This window comes from Streptomyces sp. NPDC059649, from assembly GCF_042734445.1.
Classification (GTDB): domain Bacteria; phylum Actinomycetota; class Actinomycetes; order Streptomycetales; family Streptomycetaceae; genus Streptomyces.
This window is the reverse complement of record NZ_JBHWDV010000004.1, coordinates 320098-339944: the sequence shown is the minus strand read 5'-3', so window position 1 is coordinate 339944 and position 19847 is coordinate 320098. Positions and strand designations below refer to the sequence as shown.

Genomic DNA, 19847 nt, shown 5'->3' with positions numbered 1-19847 from the left:
ACCTCCCCATGGGGCACACACCCCTCCCCACCGGGCACACCCGCCCGAACCGGACCGAGGGCGTTGCTCATGGGACCATGGGGGGAGACGTCACATACCCGAGTCCTGCCTACCCGCGTTCACTGAATGGACCCTGCGTGCCCGCGACCCCTACGAACGTGCCGGAGCCGAGCCGTACCGATCCGGCCCTCCTCCGTAACTTCTGCATCATCGCGCACATCGACCACGGCAAGTCGACGCTCGCCGACCGGATGCTCCAGCTCACCGGTGTCGTCGACCAGCGGCAGATGCGCGCGCAGTACCTCGACCGCATGGACATCGAGCGCGAGCGCGGCATCACGATCAAGTCCCAGGCGGTCCGGCTGCCCTGGGCCCCTTCCGAGGGCGAAGAGGGAAGTGGCACGACCCACATCCTCAACATGATCGACACCCCGGGCCACGTCGACTTCACGTACGAGGTGTCGCGCTCCCTCGCCGCGTGCGAGGGGTGCATCCTCCTCGTCGACGCCGCCCAGGGCATCGAGGCCCAGACCCTCGCCAACCTCTACCTGGCGATGGAGAACGACCTCACGATCATCCCCGTCCTCAACAAGATCGACCTGCCGGCCGCGCAGCCCGAGAAGTTCGCCGCCGAGCTGGCCAACCTGGTCGGCTGCGAGCCCGAGGACGTGCTGAAGGTCTCCGCCAAGACCGGCGTCGGCGTGCCCGAGCTGCTGGACAAGGTCGTCCGCGAGGTGCCGGCCCCGGTCGGCGTCAAGGACGCCCCCGCCCGCGCGATGATCTTCGACTCCGTCTACGACGCCTACCGCGGCGTGGTGACGTACGTGAAGGTCGTCGACGGCACGCTGGGCAAGCGCGAGCGCATCAAGATGATGTCCACCGGCGCCGCGCACGAACTGCTGGAGATCGGGACGAACTCGCCGGAGATGAAGCCGGCCGAGGGCCTCTCGGTCGGTGAGGTGGGCTACCTCATCACCGGTGTGAAGGACGTCCGGCAGTCCAAGGTGGGTGACACGATCACCCAGCTCTCCAAGGGGGCGACCGAGCCGCTCGGCGGCTACAAGGACCCCAAGCCGATGGTGTTCTCGGGGCTGTACCCGCTCGACGGTTCGGACTACCCCGAGCTGCGCGACGCCCTGGACAAGCTCCAGCTCAACGACGCGGCGCTGGTCTACGAGCCGGAGACCTCCGCGGCGCTCGGCTTCGGTTTCCGCGTCGGCTTCCTCGGCCTGCTGCACCTGGAGGTGATCCGGGAGCGGCTGGAGCGCGAGTTCGGGCTGGACCTGATCGCCACCGCGCCGAACGTCGTCTACCGCGTCGAGATGGAGGACGGCACCGAGCACACCGTCACCAACCCGAGCGAGTTCCCGACCGGCAAGATCGACGTCGTGCACGAGCCGGTCGTGCGGGCCACGATCCTGGCGCCGAGCGAGTTCATCGGCGCGATCATGGAGCTGTGCCAGACCCGCCGCGGTTCGCTGCTCGGCATGGACTACCTCTCCGAGGACCGTGTCGAGATCCGCTACACGCTGCCGCTCGCCGAGGTCGTCTTCGACTTCTTCGACCAGCTCAAGTCCAAGACGCGCGGTTACGCCTCGCTGGACTACGAGCCGACCGGCGAGCAGACGTCCGACCTGGTCAAGGTAGACATCCTGCTGCACGGCGACAAGGTCGACGCGTTCTCCGCGATCACCCACAAGGACAAGGCGTACGCCTACGGTGTGCGGCTGGTCGCCAAGCTGCGGGAGCTCATCCCGCGGCAGAACTTCGAGGTGCCGATCCAGGCGGCCATCGGCAGCCGGGTCATCGCCCGTGAGACGGTCCGCGCCATCCGCAAGGACGTCCTCGCCAAGTGCTACGGCGGTGACATCTCGCGTAAGCGGAAGCTGCTGGAGAAGCAGAAGGAAGGCAAGAAGCGGATGAAGATGGTCGGCAGCGTGGAGGTCCCGCAGGAGGCCTTCATCGCGGTGCTGTCCTCGGACTCCGACGGCGACTCCAAGGCGAAGAAGTGACCGTGGGGCAGCAGCCGTAGCGGAAGAGGGACGAAGAGGGGCGCCGGGTTCCGGGAACGGGATCCGGCGCCCCTCCGTTTGTCCGGCCCGCTTGTCCGGCCCGTGCGGCGCCGTCATCAGGATGAATGCGGAGCGTGGCGTTCCGCGAGGGCGGGATCCGGTGGCGCCGGGTGTGGTCTGGTGGGGGCGATCGGCGCGGCTCCCCATCGGGCGATGCGCGTGCTACGTACACCTATCGCACTGGTCACATCGTGAACCAGTCGGTCGTAGCCCCTTACGCGTCGGCGCAACGCGCTCTACTCTGATCACTGCTCAAAGGTTACTCGCGAGTCACCAGCAATGAAGCGGGCCCCGGAGGACGCCGTGACGGACACCCACACGCTGATCGAAAACCGGCCGCCTTCGGTGGCACACCTCTTCCTGGAGCGGGTCGCGGCCACTCCCGACATCGAGGCCTATCGCCATCCGGTCCCTCCCGCCTCGGGCCAGGGTCCGGACGACTGGAAGGCCATCACCTGGGCGGAGGCCGCCGACCGGGTCTACGCCGTGGCCGCCGGCCTGATCGCGCTCGGCGTACGGCCCGAGGAGCGGGTCGCGCTGGCCGCCAACACCCGCGTGGAGTGGATCCTCGCCGACCTCGGGGTGCTGTGCTCCGGCGCCGCCACCACCACGGTCTACCCCAGCACCAACGCCGAGGAGACCGCCTACATCCTGGCCGACTCCGGGAGCCGGGTGCTGATCGCCGAGGACGCCGGCCAGCTCGCCAAGGCACGGGAACGCCGTGCCGAACTGCCCGACCTGGCGCATGTCGTCGTCATCGACGCGGCCGACGCCGAGGCGGACCCCGACGACCCCGAGGGGTGGGTGCTCTCCCTCGCCGACCTGGAGAAGCGCGGCAACGCCTATCTGGAGAAGCACCCGGAGTGCGTCAAGGAGCGGGTCGCCGGGCTGCGCGCCGACCAGCTGGCGACGCTGATCTACACCTCGGGCACCACCGGCCGGCCCAAGGGCGTACGGCTGCCGCACGACTGCTGGGCGTACATGGCCCGGGCGATCCAGGCCACCGGAATGGTCGCCGAGGAGGACGTGCAGTACCTCTGGCTGCCGCTGGCGCACGTCTTCGGGAAGGTGCTGACCGCCGGGCAGATCGCGGTCGGCCATGTGATCGCGGTGGACGGCCGGGTCGACAAGATCATCGAGAATCTGCCGGTCGTCCGGCCCACGTACATGGCCGCCGTCCCGCGGATCTTCGAGAAGGTCTACAACGGTGTCGCGGCCAAGGCGCGTGCCGGCGGCGGCGCCAAGTACAAGATCTTCCAGTGGGCGGCCGGAGTGGCCCGCGAGTACTCCAAGATTTCGCAGGACAACTTCCGGCGCACCGGCAACGCCTCCGTGCCCTTCACGCTCGGCGCCAAGCACAAGATCGCCGACGCCCTCGTCTACACCAAGCTGCGGGAGGCGTTCGGCGGCCGGCTGCGGGCCGCGGTGTCCGGCTCGGCCGCGCTCTCCCCGGAGATCGGCTACTTCTTCGCCGGCGCCGGCATCCACATCCTGGAGGGCTACGGCCTGACGGAGTCCAGCGCCGCCAGCTTCGTCAACCCCGGCGAGGCGTACCGCACCGGCACGGTCGGCAAGCCGCTGCCGGGCACCGAGGTCCGGATCGCCGAGGACGGCGAGATCCTGCTGCGCGGCCCCGGCATCATGCAGGGCTACCACGGCCTGCCGGAGAAGACCGCCGAGGTCCTGGAGGAGGACGGCTGGTTCCACACCGGCGACATCGGCGAGCTGTCCCCGGACGGCTATCTGCGGATCACCGACCGCAAGAAGGACCTGATCAAGACCTCGGGCGGCAAATACATCGCCCCGGCCGAGGTGGAGGGCCAGTTCAAGGGGCTCTGTCCGTTCGTCTCCAACGTCCTGGTGCACGGCGCCAACCGGAACTTCTGCACCGCGCTGATCGCCCTCGACGAGCCGACGATCATGGGCTGGGCCGCGGAACACGACCTGGCGGGCAAGACGTACGCCGAGGTCGTCGCGACCGACCAGGTCCGTGAGCTGATCGACGGCTATGTCGAGCGGGTCAACGAGGGGCTGCAGCGCTGGCAGCAGATCCGCAAGTTCCGGCTGCTGCCGCGCGACCTGGACATCGAGCACGGCGAGGTGACCCCGAGCCTCAAGATCAAGCGGCCGGTGGTGGAGCGGGCGTTCAAGGACCTGCTGGACGAGATGTACGCCGGGACCCGGGAGTCGTAACCGCCCGCCGGACGCGGCGCACGCGCGGGGTGGGCCACCGGCCCGCCCCGCTCGGCCAACTCCTCCGGCGCGTCAGCCGAATTGACGGCTCCGACCGCCCACTTCCGTGACTCATTGCTTATGGGCGCGCTCTTTCTGTCACTCTGTCGGTGGCGCATCCGGCGCCGCAGCGGAGCTGTTCGGGAGTTGCTCAATGAGGACGACAACTTCGTCTCCACGGGACGACGTCAGGGCGACGCGCACGACGACCGGTCCCGGGCTCCCCGCCGCCCGCACCCGGCGGGCCGGGCTGCCCGGTGATCCGCAGGCCGCGGCCGCCGCCCGGCGGTTCGCCCGTTCGGCCTTCGCCGAGTGGGCGGCCCAGCGGCTGCCCGGCACCGAACGGTTCACCGACCGGCTCGTGGACGAAGCGGTGCTGCTGGTCAGCGAGTTGGTGACGAACGCGGTGGTGCACGCGGGCACCACCATCGAGCTGCGCTGCCGGCTGGACCCCGCGGCCGAGCCGGAGCCGGGTGCCGAGCCGGACCCGGACGACGTCCCCGTGCCGGCCGTCGTCATCGAGGTCTCCGACCGCCACCCCACCCAGCCGATCCGCGCCCGCGACGAGACCGCCCGGAACGACAGCGGCGGCCACGGCCTGCAGCTGATCAGCGCGGTCGCCGAATCCTGGGGCATCACCTACCGCCGCGACCTGAAGACCGTGTGGTTCCGCCTGCCGCTGCCCGCCCCGGAGCCGGCCGCCCGCCCCCTGCCGGAGACCGCGTTCGACGGGCCGCCTTACGAGGAGGCGCCGTACGACGAGTCGCCATACGGGGAGGCGCGGCACGAGGGAACGCCGTACGACAGCCCCCGCCCGTACGCCACCGACGCGCCCGCGGGCCCGTACGACGCCACCACCGGCCCCGCCTCGTACGACGACGCCGCGGCCGCGTACGCCGACGAGGTGCTCCAGCGCGGGCTGCGGGCCGCCGAACTCCTCGCCCCGGCCCCGCGCCGGGCCGACCGCCAGGAACTCGACACCGACCGGGGCGACAACGGTGCGCTGTCCTTCCTCGCCGAGGCCTCCGACCTGCTCTCCGGCCAGCTCGACGCCGACCAGGTCGCCGCGCTCGCCGCCCAGCTGATCGTTCCGCGGCTCGCCGACTGGTGCGCGGTGTGGCTCCACGACGGCGACGGCGGCGCCCCGGGCCGGGGCATCGCGACCGGCGGCCAGGAGCAGCGGCTGGCCCGCGTCTGGCACAGCAGCGAGAGCCGGATCGACATCCTGCGTGCCGTGCTGGAGAAACAGCCGCCGGACTTCCGGGGCGACGTCCCGCCGGGCGCCGCCCCCGTCGCCGTCCCCTGGCCCTGGCCGCACGACCCGGACGGTGAGCGCCGGCACCACGGCCCCCCGGACGCCGACCACCCGCGCGACCACCTGTTGGGCGGGCACGACCTGCCGGAGGTGCCGGCGCAGGGCCTGCCGGACGCGCCGGGTCGCCTCCTGCTGAGCCACGTCCTCCCGGCCGGGGACGGCTCCGACGACGACGAGCCGGGCGGTGCCGCGCTCGCCTGCCCCCTGGTCGCCGGCGGCCGCCGGCTGGGCACGCTGCTGCTCGGCCGCGGCGGACTGCCGCGCTTCCCCGACGAGGTCGTCGGGCTGATCGAGGACCTGGGCCGCCGGGTCGCCCGCGCGGTGGCCACCGCCCGCGCGTACAGCCGCCAGGAGCGCATCAGCCAGGTCCTGCAACGCCGGCTGCTGCCCCAGGGCCGGGCCCAGGTGCCCGGCGTGGCGTCGGCGGTGGTCTACGAGCCGCGCGAGGGCGCCTGGGCGGGCGGCGACTTCTGGGACCTCTTCGACGCCGGCGACGGCCGCTGGTGCTTCGCGCTCGGCGACGTCTGCGGCAGCGGCCCGGAGGCGGCCGCGGTGACCGGGCTGGCCCGGCCGGTGCTGCGGCTGCTGGCCCGGGACGGCTTCGGCGTCGCGGAGGTCCTCGACCGGCTCAACAAGACGATGGCCCGGGAGGCCGCCGACTCGGTCGCCGCGGTCGCCGCGGCGGTGGCCGCGGCCGGGGCCGGGGCCGAGGCACCGGTGGAGATCCGCGAGGAGGGCGAACAGGCCCGCTTCCTCTCCCTCCTCTACGGCGAGATCGCCCCGTACCCGGACGGGGCCGGCGGCGCCCGGTGCACCCTCGCCAGCGCCGGTCACCCGCTGCCGCTGGTGCTGGGCACGGACGGCGCGGTCCGTACCGTCGCGGCACCGCAGATGCTGCTGGGGGTCGTCGAGGACGCCGCGTACGTCAGCGAATCGTTCGACCTGCGCCCGGGGGAGACGCTGCTGTGCGTCACCGACGGGGTCACCGAGCGGCGCTCGGGCGGGCGGCTGTTCGACGACGAGGACGGCCTGGCCACCGCGCTCGCCGCCGGCGCCGGGCTGGGCGCCACCGCCCTCGCCGAGCACCTCCGCACCACCGTGCACGCCTTCGCGCCCGAGCCGCCCGACGACGACCTGGCCCTGCTCGTCCTCCAGGCGGTCGGCGGCCCGACGTAGCCATCACCGGGGCCCTACGGGTCTCCCGCCCCTGCGGGAGCCGCGTTGTCGGTGCGATGACGGACAATGGTTCCCATGCCTTCCGCACTGCCTGATGGTGAGCCGATGCCCGACGACGGGGCGCTGCCCGGTCATGCGCTGGCGGCGGCGGCCGGCCGGCCCCTCGGCTTCTATCTGCACGTGCCGTACTGCGCCACCCGCTGCGGCTACTGCGACTTCAACACCTACACCGCGAACGAGCTGCGCGGCTCCGGCGGGGCGCTGGCCTCCCGCGACAACTACGCCGACACCGTCGTCGACGAGATCCGGCTGGCCCGCAAGGTGCTGGGCGACGACCCCCGCCCGGTCGAGACGGTCTTCGTCGGCGGCGGCACCCCGACCCTCCTCCCGGCCGCCGACCTCGGCCGCATGCTGGCCGCGATCCGGGAGGAATTCGGCCTGGCGCCCGGCGCCGAGATCACCACCGAGGCCAACCCCGACTCCGTCGACCCGCGCTACCTCTCCGAGCTGCGCGCGGCCGGCTACAACCGGATCTCCTTCGGCATGCAGAGCGCCCGGCAGCACGTCCTGAAGATCCTCGACCGCACGCACACCCCCGGCCGCCCCGAGGCCTGTGTCGGCGAGGCCCGCGCCGCCGGTTTCGAGCACATCAACCTCGACCTGATCTACGGCACCCCCGGCGAGTCCGACGACGACTGGCGGGCCTCGCTCGACGCCGCGCTCGGCGCCGGCCCCGACCACATCTCCGCCTACGCCCTGATCGTCGAGGAGGGCACCCAGCTGGCCCGCCGGATCCGCCGCGGCGAGGTCCCGATGACCGACGACGATGTGCACGCCGACCGCTACCTCATCGCCGAGGAGCGGCTCACCGCGGCCGGCCTCTCCTGGTACGAGGTCTCCAACTGGGCCACCACCGAAGCCGCCCGCTGCCGCCACAACGAGCTGTACTGGACCGGCGCTGACTGGTGGGGCGCGGGCCCCGGCGCGCACAGCCACGTCGGCGGAGTCCGCTGGTGGAACGTCAAGCACCCCGGCGCGTACGCCCAGGCCCTGGCCGAGGGCCGCTCCCCGGGCGCCGGCCGCGAGATCCTCACCGACGAGGACCGCCGGGTGGAACGCATCCTGCTGGAACTGCGCCTCGCGGACGGCTGCCCGCTGGACCTCCTCGCCCCGACGGGCGCCCGGGCGGCGAAGGCGGCCCTCGCCGACGGGCTGCTGGAGCCCGTCCCGTACTCGGCCGGGCGGGCCGTTCTGACACTCCGGGGGCGGCTGCTGGCCGACGCGGTGGTGCGGGATCTGGTGGACTGATCACTCGGGGTGAAGCCGTGCGTAGGGGCGGCAGGCGCCCCTACGCTGTCCTTAAGCTGCCTTCACAGTGAACGCGGCGGGATGTGGAGGGCCACGGAGATGACCGCTGTGGATGATCACCGGATGACCCAGTTCTTCCAAAACCTGGAGGTTCCCGAGGGCGTCAAGGTCGAGCTTCTCAGGGGGAACATCGTGATGATGGCGACGCCCGATCTCGTCCACAACGAGATCGTCGAATCGGTCCAGGACCAGATTCCCAGGCAGGCCTGGATGCGTCTCCAGACGCAGGACGTCACGATCCCGGGGGAGGCCAGCGAACCCGTGCCGGATCTGGTGGTGCTGGCACGCGATGACCGTCCGGAATCCGGGCCGCTTCCGTCCGCGGTGCTCGCGGCAGTCATCGAGGTCGTTTCCAAGACCAGCGTCGATCATGACTACGGAATCAAGCGCTCGATCTACGCTGCGGGGAAGGTGCCGGCGTACTTGATCATCGATCCTGTTGTCGCCCACTGCGTCCTGCTCACTCAGCCTGTCGGTGCGGGCGATGAGGCGGACTACCGGACCCAACAGATCACGAAGTTCGGTGAGCCCCTTCCGCTGCCCTTGCTCGGTATGGAGCTGGACACCAGCGAGTTTGGGACCTATAAGGGCGTCAGGCCGCACCGCCGACCGTAACAAAATCGATCAACTCCTCCACCCTCCCCAGGAGTTGCGGCTCCAGGTCCTTGTACGACCGCACGCACGACAGGATCCGCTGCCACGCCGCGCCCGTGTTCTCCGGCCAGCCCAGCGCCCGGCACACGCCCGTCTTCCAGTCCTGCCCGCGCGGCACGGACGGCCACGCCGGAATCCCCACCGAGGACGGCTTCACCGCCTCCCACACGTCGATGTAGGGGTGGCCGACGACGAGCGCGTGCTCGCCCGTCACCTCGGCCGCGATCCGGGACTCCTTCGAGCCCGGTACGAGGTGGTCCACCAGCACCCCCAGCCGGGCGTCCGGGCCGGGGGAGAAGCTGCGGACGATCGCCGGGAGGTCGTCGATGCCCTCCAGGTACTCCACGACGACGCCCTCGATGCGCAGATCGTCGCCCCAGACCCGCTCGACGAGTTCGGCGTCGTGCCGGCCCTCCACGTAAATGCGCCCGGCGCGTGCGACCCGGGCGCGGGCGCCGGGGACGGCGAGTGAACCCGATGCCGTACGGGCCGGGCCGCTCGGCGCCGGCCGGTTCTGCGGGCGGACGAGGGTGACGACCTTGCCCTCCAGGAGGAAGCCGCGCGGCACCATCGGGAAGACCCGGTGCTTGCCGAAGCGGTCCTCCAGGGTGACCGTCGGGCCCTCGGCGGTCTTCTCACAGCGGATCACCGCACCGCAGAAGCCCGTGCCGACCTCCTCGACGACCAGATCGGGGTCGGCCGGGACCTCCGGCGCGGGCCGCTGCTTCTTCCAGGGCGGGGTGAGGTCGGGGCTGTAGCGCTTGCTCTGCATGGGCCTGTTCTATCGGGGAGAGGGGCTGTCGGGGAGACGGTTCCGTACGGAAACGGGCGTGCTGCGGGTCAGACGGACGGCGGGACCCCGAAGCGGGCCGCCAGGGCGTCGCGCTGGGCCCGGACGAACGCGGCGTCGACCACGGCGCCGTGCCCGGGCACGTACCGCGCGTCCTCGCCGCCGAGGGCCAGCAGCCGGTCCAGTGCGGCGGGCCACTGCCGGGGCAGGGCGTCGGGCCCGGCGCTCGGCTCGCCGGACTCCTCGACCAGGTCACCGCAGAAGACGATCTCCGGGTCGCCGTGCCGGCCCGGCACCAGGACGGCCAGGTCATGGGCGGTGTGGCCGGGCCCGACGTTGGCGAGCAGCACCTGCCGGTCGCCGAGTTCGACGGTCAGCTGGCCGTGGACGTGGTGGTGCGGCACGACCAGCAGATCGGCGGCCTCCGCGGCGGCGTCCCGGTCGACGCCGTGCCGGATCGCGTCGTGCCGCAGCGCGTCCTTGTCGCGGCGGAACAGCTCGGCGAGGCCGGTCGCGCCGAACACCGCGACGCCCGCGAAGGCGGCGGTGCCCAGCACATGATCGAAGTGCGGGTGGGTGAGCGCGATATGCGTCACTTCCCGGCCCAGCACACCGCGGATCGACCGGCGCAGATCCGCGCCGTCGCGGAGCGTCGCGCCGGTGTCGACGATCATGACGCCGGCCGACCCGGCGATCACCCCCACGGTCTCGTCCCAGCCCGGCATACGGCGCCTGGCGACACCGTCACCGAGCCGTTCCCACCCGGCCTCTTCCCAAGTCGTGCGCATACCGAGACGCTAGCTCCATCGCGATAGCGTTGCCCGGCAGATCGCCCGAACCCGGTCATCAGGTGAGAGCTCCGCGCGGTCACCCTTGCCGTGGTCGTGCTACCCGGCCGTACACTGGCTCAGGGTCTGGCACTCGGCCCAGGTGAGTGCCAGGAGACAGACGAGACGGCGACGGCCGGCTGGAGGTGCGCGGGATGCTCAGTGAACGCAGGCTCGAAGTGCTGCGCGCCATCGTCCAGGACTACGTCGGGACGGAGGAGCCGGTCGGCTCCAAGGCCCTCACGGAGCGCCACCAGCTCGGGGTCTCCCCGGCGACCGTCCGCAACGACATGGCGGCGCTGGAGGAAGAGGGCTTCATCGCCCAGCCGCACACCAGCGCCGGGCGGATCCCGACCGACAAGGGCTACCGCCTCTTCGTCGACAAGCTGGCCGGTGTGAAGCCGCTGTCCAGCCCCGAGCGGCGGGCGATCCAGAACTTCCTCGACGGCGCGGTCGACCTCGACGACGTGGTGGGGCGCACGGTCCGGCTGCTGGCACAGCTGACCCGGCAGGTCGCGGTCGTGCAGTACCCGTCCCTGACGCGGTCCACGGTCCGGCACGTCGAGCTGCTGGCGCTGGCCCCGGCCCGGCTGATGCTCGTCCTGATCACCGACACCGGGCGGGTCGAGCAGCGGCTCATCGACTGCCAGACGCCGTTCTCGGAGACCTCACTGGCGGACCTGCGGGCGCGGCTGAACAGCCGGGTCGTGGGACGCCGTTTCACGGATGTGCCCCAGTTGGTGCAGGATCTCCCGGAGTCCTTCGAACAGGACGACCGCGGCACGGTCTCGACAGTGCTGTCGGTGTTGCTGGAAACTCTGGTGGAAGAGACCGAAGAGCGGCTGATGATCGGCGGCACCGCCAATCTCACGCGCTTCGGGCACGACTTCCCCCTGACCATCCGTCCGGTGCTCGAGGCGCTGGAGGAGCACGTGGTGCTGCTCAAGCTCCTCGGCGAGGCCAAGGACTCGGGCATGACCGTACGTATCGGGCATGAGAATGCCCATGAAGGCCTGACGTCCACATCGGTCGTCACGGTCGGCTACGGTTCGGGCGACGAGGCAGTCGCCAAACTCGGCGTGGTCGGACCGACCCGCATGGACTACCCCGGAACGATGGGAGCGGTACGCGCAGTGGCACGTTACGTCGGACAAATCCTCGCGGAGTCGTAAGTGGCCACCGATTACTACTCGGTCCTCGGCATCAGCCGTGACGCCTCGCAGGACCAGATCAAGAAGGCCTTCCGTCGGCTGGCGCGCGAGCTGCACCCGGACGTCAATCCGGACCCGAAGACCCAGGAGCGGTTCAAGGAGATCAACGCCGCTTACGAGGTCCTGTCGGATCCGCAGAAGAAGCAGGTCTACGACCTCGGCGGGGACCCGCTCTCGCAGGCCGGTGGCGGTGGCGCGGGCGGCTTCGGCGCCGGCTTCGGCAACTTCTCCGACATCATGGACGCGTTCTTCGGCACCGCCTCGCAGCGCGGTCCGCGGTCGCGTACCCGCCGTGGCCAGGACGCCATGATCCGGCTCGACATCGAGCTGAACGAGGCGGCCTTCGGTACCACCAAGGACATCCAGGTCGACACCGCCGTGGTGTGCACGACCTGCAGCGGCGAGGGCGCCGCCCCCGGCACCTCGGCGCAGACCTGTGACATGTGCCGCGGCCGCGGTGAGGTCTCGCAGGTCACCCGGTCCTTCCTGGGCCAGGTCATGACGTCCCGTCCCTGCCCGCAGTGCCAGGGCTTCGGCACGGTCGTGCCGACGCCGTGCCCGGAGTGCGCGGGCGACGGCCGGATCCGCTCCCGCCGGACGCTGACCGTCAAGATCCCGGCCGGTGTCGACAACGGCACCCGGATCCAGCTCGCCGGCGAGGGCGAGGTCGGCCCCGGCGGCGGCCCGGCCGGCGACCTCTACGTCGAGATCCACGAGCTGCCGCACCCGGTCTTCCAGCGGCGCGGCGACGATCTGCACTGCACGGTCACCATCCCGATGACGGCGGCGGCGCTGGGCACCAAGTGCCCGCTGGAGACGCTGGACGGGGTGGAGGAGATCGACGTCCGGCCCGGCACGCAGTCCGGCCAGTCGATCCCGCTGCACCAGCGCGGCGTGACCCATCTGCGCGGCAACGGCCGGGGCGACCTGATCGTCCACGTCGAGGTCCAGACCCCGTCCAAGCTCGACCCGGAGCAGGAGGAGCTGCTGCGGCGGCTCGCCAAGCTGCGCGGCGAGGAACGCCCCACGGGCCAGTTCCAGCCGGGCCAGCAGGGACTGTTCTCGCGCCTGAAGGATGCGTTCAACGGGCGGTAGAGCGGTAAGGCGGTAGCGCGGTAGCGCGGGCGTGAGCCGGGGCGCGCTTGACCAGGGCGCGCCTGAGCGATGACGCAGTGATGACGCGTGTGAGCGATGACGTGCGTGAGTCATGACGCGGGGTGCCCGGCGGGAATATCCGCCGGGCACCCCGGCGTTGTGGCCCCGCAGGGGGCGCTCGTGACCCCTACGGGATCTGTTCGCCCAACCCCTAAGGCCCGCCGCCCTCCGGACCCCGCCAGCCGCCCCCGCCCATGGTCCCTGCGCACGCCCCACCCCGCGCACCCCCACGCACCCCACCCGCACCCCCGGCCCCATCCCACGCGCCGAGCCCCTGATGACCGGTGTTGGCACCTCCCGTGACACGATGTGGTCATGCCCAGCGCACTGACCGATCTCTGCCGCTATCCGATCGTGCAGGCCCCCATGGCGGGAGGCGGATCGGGACCCGAACTGGCCGCCGCCGTATGTGGCGCCGGCGGTCTCGGCTTCCTCGCTGCCGGCTACAAGACCGCCGACGGCATGTACCAGGAGATCAAGCAACTGCGGTCGCTGACCGACCGGCCCTTCGGCGTCAACCTCTTCATGCCGCAGCCGTCGCTCGCCGACCACTCCGCCGTCGAGGCGTACCGCGAGCAGCTCGCCGGCGAGGCCACGTGGTACGAGACCGAGCTCGGCGACACCGACGAGCCCACCGACGACGGCTACGAGGCCAAGCTCGCGATCCTGCGCGAGGACCCGGTTCCGGTGGTGTCCTTCACCTTCGGCTGCCCCTCGCGCGCGGTCCTCGACGCCTTCGCCAGGGTTGGCACGTACACCGTCGTCACGGCCACCACGGCGGCCGAGGCCCAGGCCGCGCAGTGGTCGGGCGCGGACGCCGTCTGTGTGCAGGGCGTGGAGGCCGGCGGCCACCAGGGCACCCACCGCGACGATCCGCACGCCGACGGGACGGGCGCGGGGCTGGGCCTGCTGGCGCTGCTGGGCCAGGTCCGCGAGGCCGTACAGATCCCGGTGATCGCCGCGGGCGGACTGATGCGCGGGTCGCAGATCGCGGCGGTGCTGGCCGCCGGGGCGACCATGGCGCAGCTGGGCACCGCCTTCCTCGCCACCCCGGAGTCGGGCGCCAATCCGCTGCACAAGCAGGCGCTGACCAACCCCCTCTTCACCCATACGGAGCTGACCCGGGCGTTCTCCGGGCGACCGGCCCGCGGCCTGGTGAACCGCTTCATGCGGGAGCACGGCCCGTACGCGCCGGCCGCCTACCCCGCCGTCCACTACCTCACGTCGACGGTGCGCAAGGCGGCGGCCAAGGCCGGCGACGCGCAGGGCCTGAACCTGTGGGCGGGCCAGGGGCACCGGCTGGCCCGGGAGATGCCGGCCGCCCGGCTGGTGGAGGTCCTGGTGGCCGAACTCGACGCGGCACGGGCGGCGTTGAGCCGCAACGGCACTACGGAAGCCGGGACCGGGACCGGAACTATGGGCTTCGGGGCCGCGATCGGCGCCACGGGAACCGGAAGTGCCGGAACCGGGACCGGAAGCCCCGGAACCGGAAGTGCCGGAACCGGTGACTCGTCGGCCTCCGGGGGCGCCGTATGACCGCGCCCGTATTCCTCGTCGAGTCGCTCGCGCACGTACGGGCGGGCGGCACGGTCACCGTCGACGGGCCCGAGGGCCGGCACGCGGTGTCGGTGCGCCGGCTGCGGGTCGGCGAGGAGGTCGTGCTGACGGACGGTCAGGGGACCGGCGCCTACGGCACGGTGGCCGCCGCCGAGGGCAAGGACCGGCTGACCGTCGCGGTCGCCGAGCTACGCACCGAGGAGGCACCGGACCCGACCATCACGGTCGTCCAGGCGCTCCCCAAGGGCGATCGGGGCGAGCTGGCCGTCGAGACCATGACCGAGACCGGGGTGGACGCCATCGTGCCCTGGCCGGCGGCGCGTTGTGTCACCCAGTGGAAGGGCGAACGGGCCGCCAAGGCACTCGGCAAGTGGCGGGCCACGGCCCGTGAGGCGGGCAAGCAGTCCCGCCGGCTGACCTTCCCGGAGGTCGCGGACCCGCTGTCCACCAAGCAGGTGGCCGCCCTGCTCGCCGACGCCGACTTCGCGGCCGTGCTCCACGAGGAGGGCAGCGCCCCGCTCGCCACCGCGGAACTCCCGGCCACCGGCCGGATCGTGCTGGTCGTCGGGCCCGAGGGCGGGGTCTCCCCGGAGGAGCTGGTCCTGTTCGCCGAGGCCGGCGCCAAGCCGTACCGCCTGGGCCGGACCGTCCTGCGTACCTCCACGGCCGGCACCGCGGCCACCGCCCTCCTTTTGGGCCGCACGGGCCGCTGGAGCTGAGCCCGGCCCGTACGCCCGCGAGCCCGCCGAGGCCCGCAAGCCCGCAAGCCCGCGAGCCATCAATGACGCGGGCCAGCACGTCATCGATATGATCGAGCGGGGGATCTGAGCCCGCCACGCGGCGCCCGCCCACCCCGTAACGGCCACCCAGCCCCGGCTCACCCCGTAACGGCCACCCACCCCCCGCCGTCGCCACACACCACAGTGCGCCGACCGGTCTCAACGACCCGTCGGCGCACCGCCGTTCACGACAAGGGAGCCCGTCAGCTCAGCAGCTCGGCCGCCAGCGTGATGTTCTTGACGCCGGCCAGCGCCTGGCTCACCGGGCAGTTCTTCTTGGCGTCCTGGGCCGCGGCCTGGAAGTCCTCCTCGGACAGGCCGGGGACCCGGGCCTTGACGGTCAGTGCGATGGCGGTGATGCCCTCACCGGGCTGGAAGGTGACGTCGGCCTGGGTGTCCAGGGCCTCGACGGTGAAGCCCTTGCCCGCCAGGCCGTGCGAGAAGGCCATGGAGTAGCAGGACGAGTGCGCCGCCGCGATCAGCTCCTCGGGGCTGGTCACGCCGTTCGGCTGCTCCGCGCGGGCGGGCCAGTTCACGTCGTACGTACCGACCTTGGAGGACTCCAGGGCGACGGTGCCCTTGCCCTCCAGGAGGTTGCCTTCCCAGTGGGTCTTGGCGGTGCGCGTGGTTGCCATGGTGCATAACTCCCGGTTGTGGGCGAAAGCGATCAAGGCCAGCTTAGTGATCCCGGTCCCCCCGTCGCTGCGACGCCCCACACGGCTCGCCCGGTAGCATCCGAGGCCGTGCGCACCGTGCGTATGAGGGATGAGCTGGGAGGAGTCAACGGTGGCGGGAGAACCGCAGGCCGATTGCCTGTTCTGCAAGATCGTGGCCGGGGAGGTGCCGGCGACCATCGTCCGCGAGACCGAGACCACCGTCGCGTTCCGCGACATCAACCCGCAGGCCCCGACGCACGTCCTGATCATCCCCAGGGTGCACCACCCGGACGCCGCGACCCTCGCCGCCGCCGAACCGCAGGTCGTCGCCGACATAATGCGTGAGGCCCGGGAGGTCGCCGCCGGGGACGGGGTCGAGGACACCGGCTACCGGGTGGTCTTCAACACCGGCTCCGGCGCGGGCCAGACCGTCTTCCACGCCCATCTGCACGTCCTCGGCGGCCGCGGCCTCCAGTGGCCCCCCGGATAACCAGCCATGTCCGTACGTGAACTGGTCGTCCTCGGCACCGCCAGCCAGGTCCCCACCCGGCACCGCAACCACAACGGCTATCTGCTGCGGTGGGACGGCCAGGGGCTGCTCTTCGACCCCGGCGAGGGGACGCAGCGCCAGATGCTGCGCGCCGGGGTCGCGGCCCACGACCTCAACCGGATCTGCATCACCCACTTCCACGGCGACCATTCGCTCGGGCTCGCCGGGGTGATCCAGCGGATCAACCTCGACCGGGTGCCCCACCCGGTCACCGCCCACTTCCCGGCCAGCGGGCAGCACTTCTTCGAGCGGCTGCGCTACGCGACGGCCTACCGCGAGACCGTCCGGCTGGTCGAGCGGCCGGTCGCGGCCGACGGGGAGCTGGACCGCTGTGCCTCGTACGCCCTGGAGGCGCGGCGGCTGTCGCACCCGGTCGAGTCGTACGGCTACCGGCTCGTGGAGCCGGACTCCCGCCGGATTCTGCCGGAGCGGCTGGCGGAGCACGGCATCACCGGGCCGGACGTCGGACGCCTCCAGCGGGAGGGCGAACTGAACGGCGTCACCCTCGACGAGGTGAGCGAGCACCGCCCCGGCCAGCGGTTCGCGTTCGTGATGGACACCCGGATGTGCGCGGGCGTGGAGGCGCTCGCGGAGGGCGTGGACATGCTCGTCATCGAGTCCACGTTCCTGGACGACGACGCCCAACTCGCCGCCGATCACGGTCACTTGACGGCCAGGCAGGCCGGTGGGGTGGCGGTGCGGGCCGGGGTGCGGCATCTGGTGCTGACGCACTTCTCGCAGCGGTACGACGATCCCACGGAGTTCGCGCGGCAGGCCCGTGCGGCGGGCTATGACGGTGAGCTGACGATCGCCAAGGACCTCATGCGCGTGCCCGTGCCCAAGCGACGCTGAGCACGGGCACGGGCCCCGGGTCCGTCGTAACGGTGGATCTCCGGCGTTACGGCGGGCCTTCGTCGTTGCGGCGGGTCTCCGTCGTTACGGCAGGTAGTACATCGGGTTCGGCATCTTGAACGTCCGGTTGCCGTAGCCGCCCTGCAGATCGCTGTACTGGTCGCCGAAGTTGGCGACGATGTCGTAGCCCAGGGACTCGATGTGCTTGCGGGTGCCCGACTTGTACTCGACGGTCGTGCAGGTGCTGCCGCAGGGCAGGTAGGCGGGCGGGTGCTCCTTGTCCTTCAGGTAGACGTGCGTCCGGTCCAGCGGGACGCCGTAGCCGACGTTCTTCAGGTTGCGCACGCTCCAGTCGCGCTGCGCCTCCTTGCGGCCGGTGATGAAGAAGACCTCGGCACCCTTGTCGCGGGCCCAGTTGACCAGCCGGTTCATGCCGAAGACCGGGTCCATGTCGGTGTGCTCCAGGTACGCGTCCTGGCTCTGCGGGGTGAAGGCGAAGCCGACCTTGAGCTCGTAGTTGTACGTGAGCAGCGTGGTGTCGTCCATGTCGAGGACGATGGCGGGCTTGGCCTTCTTGCCGGCCCGGGCCTGGCGGTCGAGCGCCTTGTCCAGGTAGGTGCGGGCCTTGGCCTCGATGCCGCGGACCTGGCGGGCGTAGTTGCTGTGCGGGGACGCGTAGTGCTCGCCGTCGGCCGTGACCGTGTCGCCGTAGTACGCCTTGATCTTGTCCTGGACCTGCGTGAGGTTGGGGATCTCCTTGTCGGTCCGCGGGACGGAGTGCTCGGCGGTGGCCTGGCCGATGCCGAAGACGGCGGTGCCGGCGACGAGGGCGGCGACCGTCGCGGCACCGAGGCGGGCGCGGCGCGACAGGGCGGGGCGGAGGCGACCGGAGCGGAAGCGGTCGGGACGGGGCATGCGCGGCTCCTCTTGGAGAAAGGGGGGTGGGTCCCAGGGCTCGAAGGGCTGACGGCCCCTCATTCCTTGGTCTACGCGCGCAGATTCAACCGTTGGCGGGAAGTTCCCGCAAGAGGCGGGGTATTGACGGCCCGAAGGGCCCTTCGTAGCCTCCACCTACATGCGTGGACATCGTTTATATGTATGAATGTGGTGTGCTCATGGCGCCCGCCCCGCCGACCGCGCCGACCCGGCCGCGGGCCGGTCCGTACCCCGTAGGAGCCCCGGATGACCGACGCCCCGCACCCCCTCGCCATCGCCGAGGTCCGGCTCACCCCGATCCTGGTGGCCGACCCGCCGCTGCTCAACACCCAGGGCGTGCACCAGCCGTACACCCCCCGGCTGATCATCGAGCTGATCACCGAGGGCGGGGTCACCGGGCTCGGCGAGACCTACGGCGACACCGTCTATCTCGACCTGGCCCGGCCGCTGGCCGCGGCGCTGATCGGCCGACGGGTCACGGATCTGAACGGACTGCCCGCGCTCGCCGCGGAGGTGTGCGGGGACTCACCGGCCGCCACCGGCGCCGACGCGGTGGCCGCCGGCGGGCTGCGCGGCGCCCGGACCGCCGGCAAGCTCCGGCTGTCGGTCCTCTCCGGCTTCGAGGTCGCCTGCCTGGACGCCTGGGGGAAGGCCGCCGGGCTGCCGGTCCACGCCCTGCTCGGCGGCAAGGTCCGGGACCGCGTGGAGTACGGCGCCTACCTCTTCTACCGGTGGGCCGAGCACCCCGGCGGCCGCGGCGAGCCGGACGACTGGGGCGCGGCGCTCGACCCGGCCGGGGTGGTGGCCCAGGCCCGCCGGTTCGCCGACACCTACGGCTGCACGTCCTTCAAGCTCAAGGGCGGCGTCTTCGAACCCGCGCGGGAGGTCGCCGCGGTCCGCGCGCTGGCCGCCGCGTTCCCCGGGCGGCCGCTGCGGCTCGACCCCAACGGCGCCTGGAGCGTGGCCACTTCGCTGAGGGTCGCGGAGGAACTGGCGGACGTGCTGGAGTACCTGGAGGACCCGGCCGGCGGGACCGCGCGGATGGCGGAGGTCGCGGCCGGCACCCGCGTACCGCTGGCCACCAACATGTGCGTGACCACCTTCGACGAGATCCCCGAGGCATTCCGCCGCCACGCCGTCCAGGTGGTGCTCTGCGACCACCACTACTGGGGCGGGCTGCGCGCCACCCGCGAACTGGCCGCCGTCTGCCGCACCTTCGGCGTCGGGCTGTCCATGCACTCCAACACCCACCTGGGCATCAGCCTGGCCGCGATGACCCAGGTGGCGGCGACCGTGCCGAACCTCCACCACGCCTGCGACACCCACTACCCCTGGCAGACCGAGGACGTCCTCACCGAGCGGCTCGCGATCCGCGACGGCACGGTGGCCGTCGGCGACGCCCCCGGCCTCGGCGTCACCCTCGACCCGGACCGGCTCGCCGCGCTGCACCACCGCTGGCTGGCCGACGACGGCGGCCTGCGGGACCGCGACGACGCCGCCGCGATGCGCCACGCGGAACCGGACTGGGTCGTTCCGGCCGTACCGCGCTGGTGACCGTGCGGGCCGGTGGGGCGGAGGCGGACGCGGGCCGTACGTGGGCGGTGCGTACGGGTGCCGGACGCGGTCCCGTCCGCCGTGGATCATGAACCCGGCCGTGGTCCTGTGCGCGGTCGCCCGGCACGCGTAGCGTGAGGCACGGCTCAGTGGCAGCGCGCCA

General features: G+C 72.0%; 16 protein-coding genes. 12 read left to right on the top strand and 4 right to left on the bottom strand.

The annotated features are described in order from the left end of the window. The first annotated feature begins 137 nt into the window (after positions 1-137). The 5 genes from lepA (at position 138) to ACFV1J_RS09575 (ending at position 8778) form a co-directional block, all read left to right on the top strand. Entirely contained in the window at positions 138-2012 is a 1875-nt protein-coding gene (lepA, locus tag ACFV1J_RS09595; protein ID WP_385856715.1) for a translation elongation factor 4, read from the top strand. A 363-nt stretch (positions 2013-2375) separates the two neighbouring features. Beyond that, positions 2376-4265 carry an AMP-dependent synthetase/ligase gene (locus tag ACFV1J_RS09590; RefSeq protein ID WP_385856714.1) on the top strand — a complete coding sequence of 630 codons (1890 nt, stop codon included), beginning with the start codon at positions 2376-2378 and terminating at the stop codon, positions 4263-4265. Positions 4266-4458: 193 nt separating this feature from the next. Then, the gene (locus ACFV1J_RS09585; RefSeq protein WP_385856713.1) at positions 4459-6795 is read left to right on the top strand and encodes a SpoIIE family protein phosphatase; all 2337 of its coding nucleotides are present in this window, start codon (positions 4459-4461) and stop codon (positions 6793-6795) included. Between the two features lie 75 nt (positions 6796-6870). Then, the gene (hemW, locus tag ACFV1J_RS09580) at positions 6871-8103 is read left to right on the top strand and encodes a radical SAM family heme chaperone HemW (RefSeq protein WP_385856712.1); all 1233 of its coding nucleotides are present in this window, start codon (positions 6871-6873) and stop codon (positions 8101-8103) included. Positions 8104-8184: 81 nt separating this feature from the next. Beyond that, entirely contained in the window at positions 8185-8778 is a 594-nt protein-coding gene (locus tag ACFV1J_RS09575) for a Uma2 family endonuclease (protein WP_385856711.1), read from the top strand. Here the strand turns inward: ACFV1J_RS09575 and ACFV1J_RS09570 are convergent. After that, positions 8756-9589: a DUF3097 domain-containing protein gene (locus ACFV1J_RS09570; RefSeq protein ID WP_385856710.1), complete on the bottom strand. Its 834-nt coding sequence runs from the start codon at positions 9587-9589 to the stop codon at positions 8756-8758. The genes ACFV1J_RS09575 and ACFV1J_RS09570 overlap by 23 nt on opposite strands. 68 nt (positions 9590-9657) lie before the next feature. Next, positions 9658-10395, bottom strand: a complete 738-nt coding sequence (locus ACFV1J_RS09565; protein WP_385856709.1) for an MBL fold metallo-hydrolase — start codon at positions 10393-10395, stop codon at positions 9658-9660. 194 nt (positions 10396-10589) lie between these two features. On the opposite strand from ACFV1J_RS09565, the gene hrcA reads away from it, so the two are divergent. From hrcA to ACFV1J_RS09545, 4 genes are all read left to right on the top strand, one after another. After that, on the top strand, positions 10590-11606 hold the full coding sequence (gene hrcA, locus ACFV1J_RS09560; protein ID WP_030415169.1) for a heat-inducible transcriptional repressor HrcA: 1017 nt from the start codon (positions 10590-10592) through the stop codon (positions 11604-11606). Further along, positions 11607-12740, top strand: a complete 1134-nt coding sequence (dnaJ, locus tag ACFV1J_RS09555; protein WP_030815828.1) for a molecular chaperone DnaJ — start codon at positions 11607-11609, stop codon at positions 12738-12740. 375 nt (positions 12741-13115) lie between these two features. Beyond that, positions 13116-14336, top strand: a complete 1221-nt coding sequence (locus ACFV1J_RS09550) for a nitronate monooxygenase (protein WP_385856708.1) — start codon at positions 13116-13118, stop codon at positions 14334-14336. Next, the gene (locus ACFV1J_RS09545; protein ID WP_385856707.1) at positions 14333-15076 is read left to right on the top strand and encodes a 16S rRNA (uracil(1498)-N(3))-methyltransferase; all 744 of its coding nucleotides are present in this window, start codon (positions 14333-14335) and stop codon (positions 15074-15076) included. Before ACFV1J_RS09550 ends, ACFV1J_RS09545 begins: the two co-directional genes overlap by 4 nt. 263 nt (positions 15077-15339) lie before the next feature. Here ACFV1J_RS09545 and ACFV1J_RS09540 read toward each other — a convergent pair whose 3' ends face one another. Beyond that, the gene (locus ACFV1J_RS09540) at positions 15340-15771 is read right to left on the bottom strand and encodes an OsmC family protein (RefSeq protein ID WP_385856706.1); all 432 of its coding nucleotides are present in this window, start codon (positions 15769-15771) and stop codon (positions 15340-15342) included. A gap of 151 nt (positions 15772-15922) precedes the next feature. Between ACFV1J_RS09540 and ACFV1J_RS09535 the strand changes: the two genes are divergently transcribed. Next, entirely contained in the window at positions 15923-16282 is a 360-nt protein-coding gene (locus tag ACFV1J_RS09535) for a histidine triad nucleotide-binding protein (RefSeq protein WP_385856705.1), read from the top strand. A gap of 6 nt (positions 16283-16288) precedes the next feature. Then, entirely contained in the window at positions 16289-17194 is a 906-nt protein-coding gene (locus ACFV1J_RS09530; protein WP_385856704.1) for a ribonuclease Z, read from the top strand. An 84-nt stretch (positions 17195-17278) separates the two neighbouring features. Here ACFV1J_RS09530 and ACFV1J_RS09525 read toward each other — a convergent pair whose 3' ends face one another. After that, complete coding sequence (locus ACFV1J_RS09525) at positions 17279-18109, bottom strand: HAD family acid phosphatase (protein WP_385856703.1); 831 nt, start codon at positions 18107-18109, stop codon at positions 17279-17281. Between the two features lie 267 nt (positions 18110-18376). Here ACFV1J_RS09525 and ACFV1J_RS09520 point away from each other — a divergent pair, with 267 nt between their 5' ends. Continuing rightward, entirely contained in the window at positions 18377-19684 is a 1308-nt protein-coding gene (locus tag ACFV1J_RS09520) for an enolase C-terminal domain-like protein (protein ID WP_385856702.1), read from the top strand. Positions 19685-19847 lie beyond the last annotated feature (163 nt).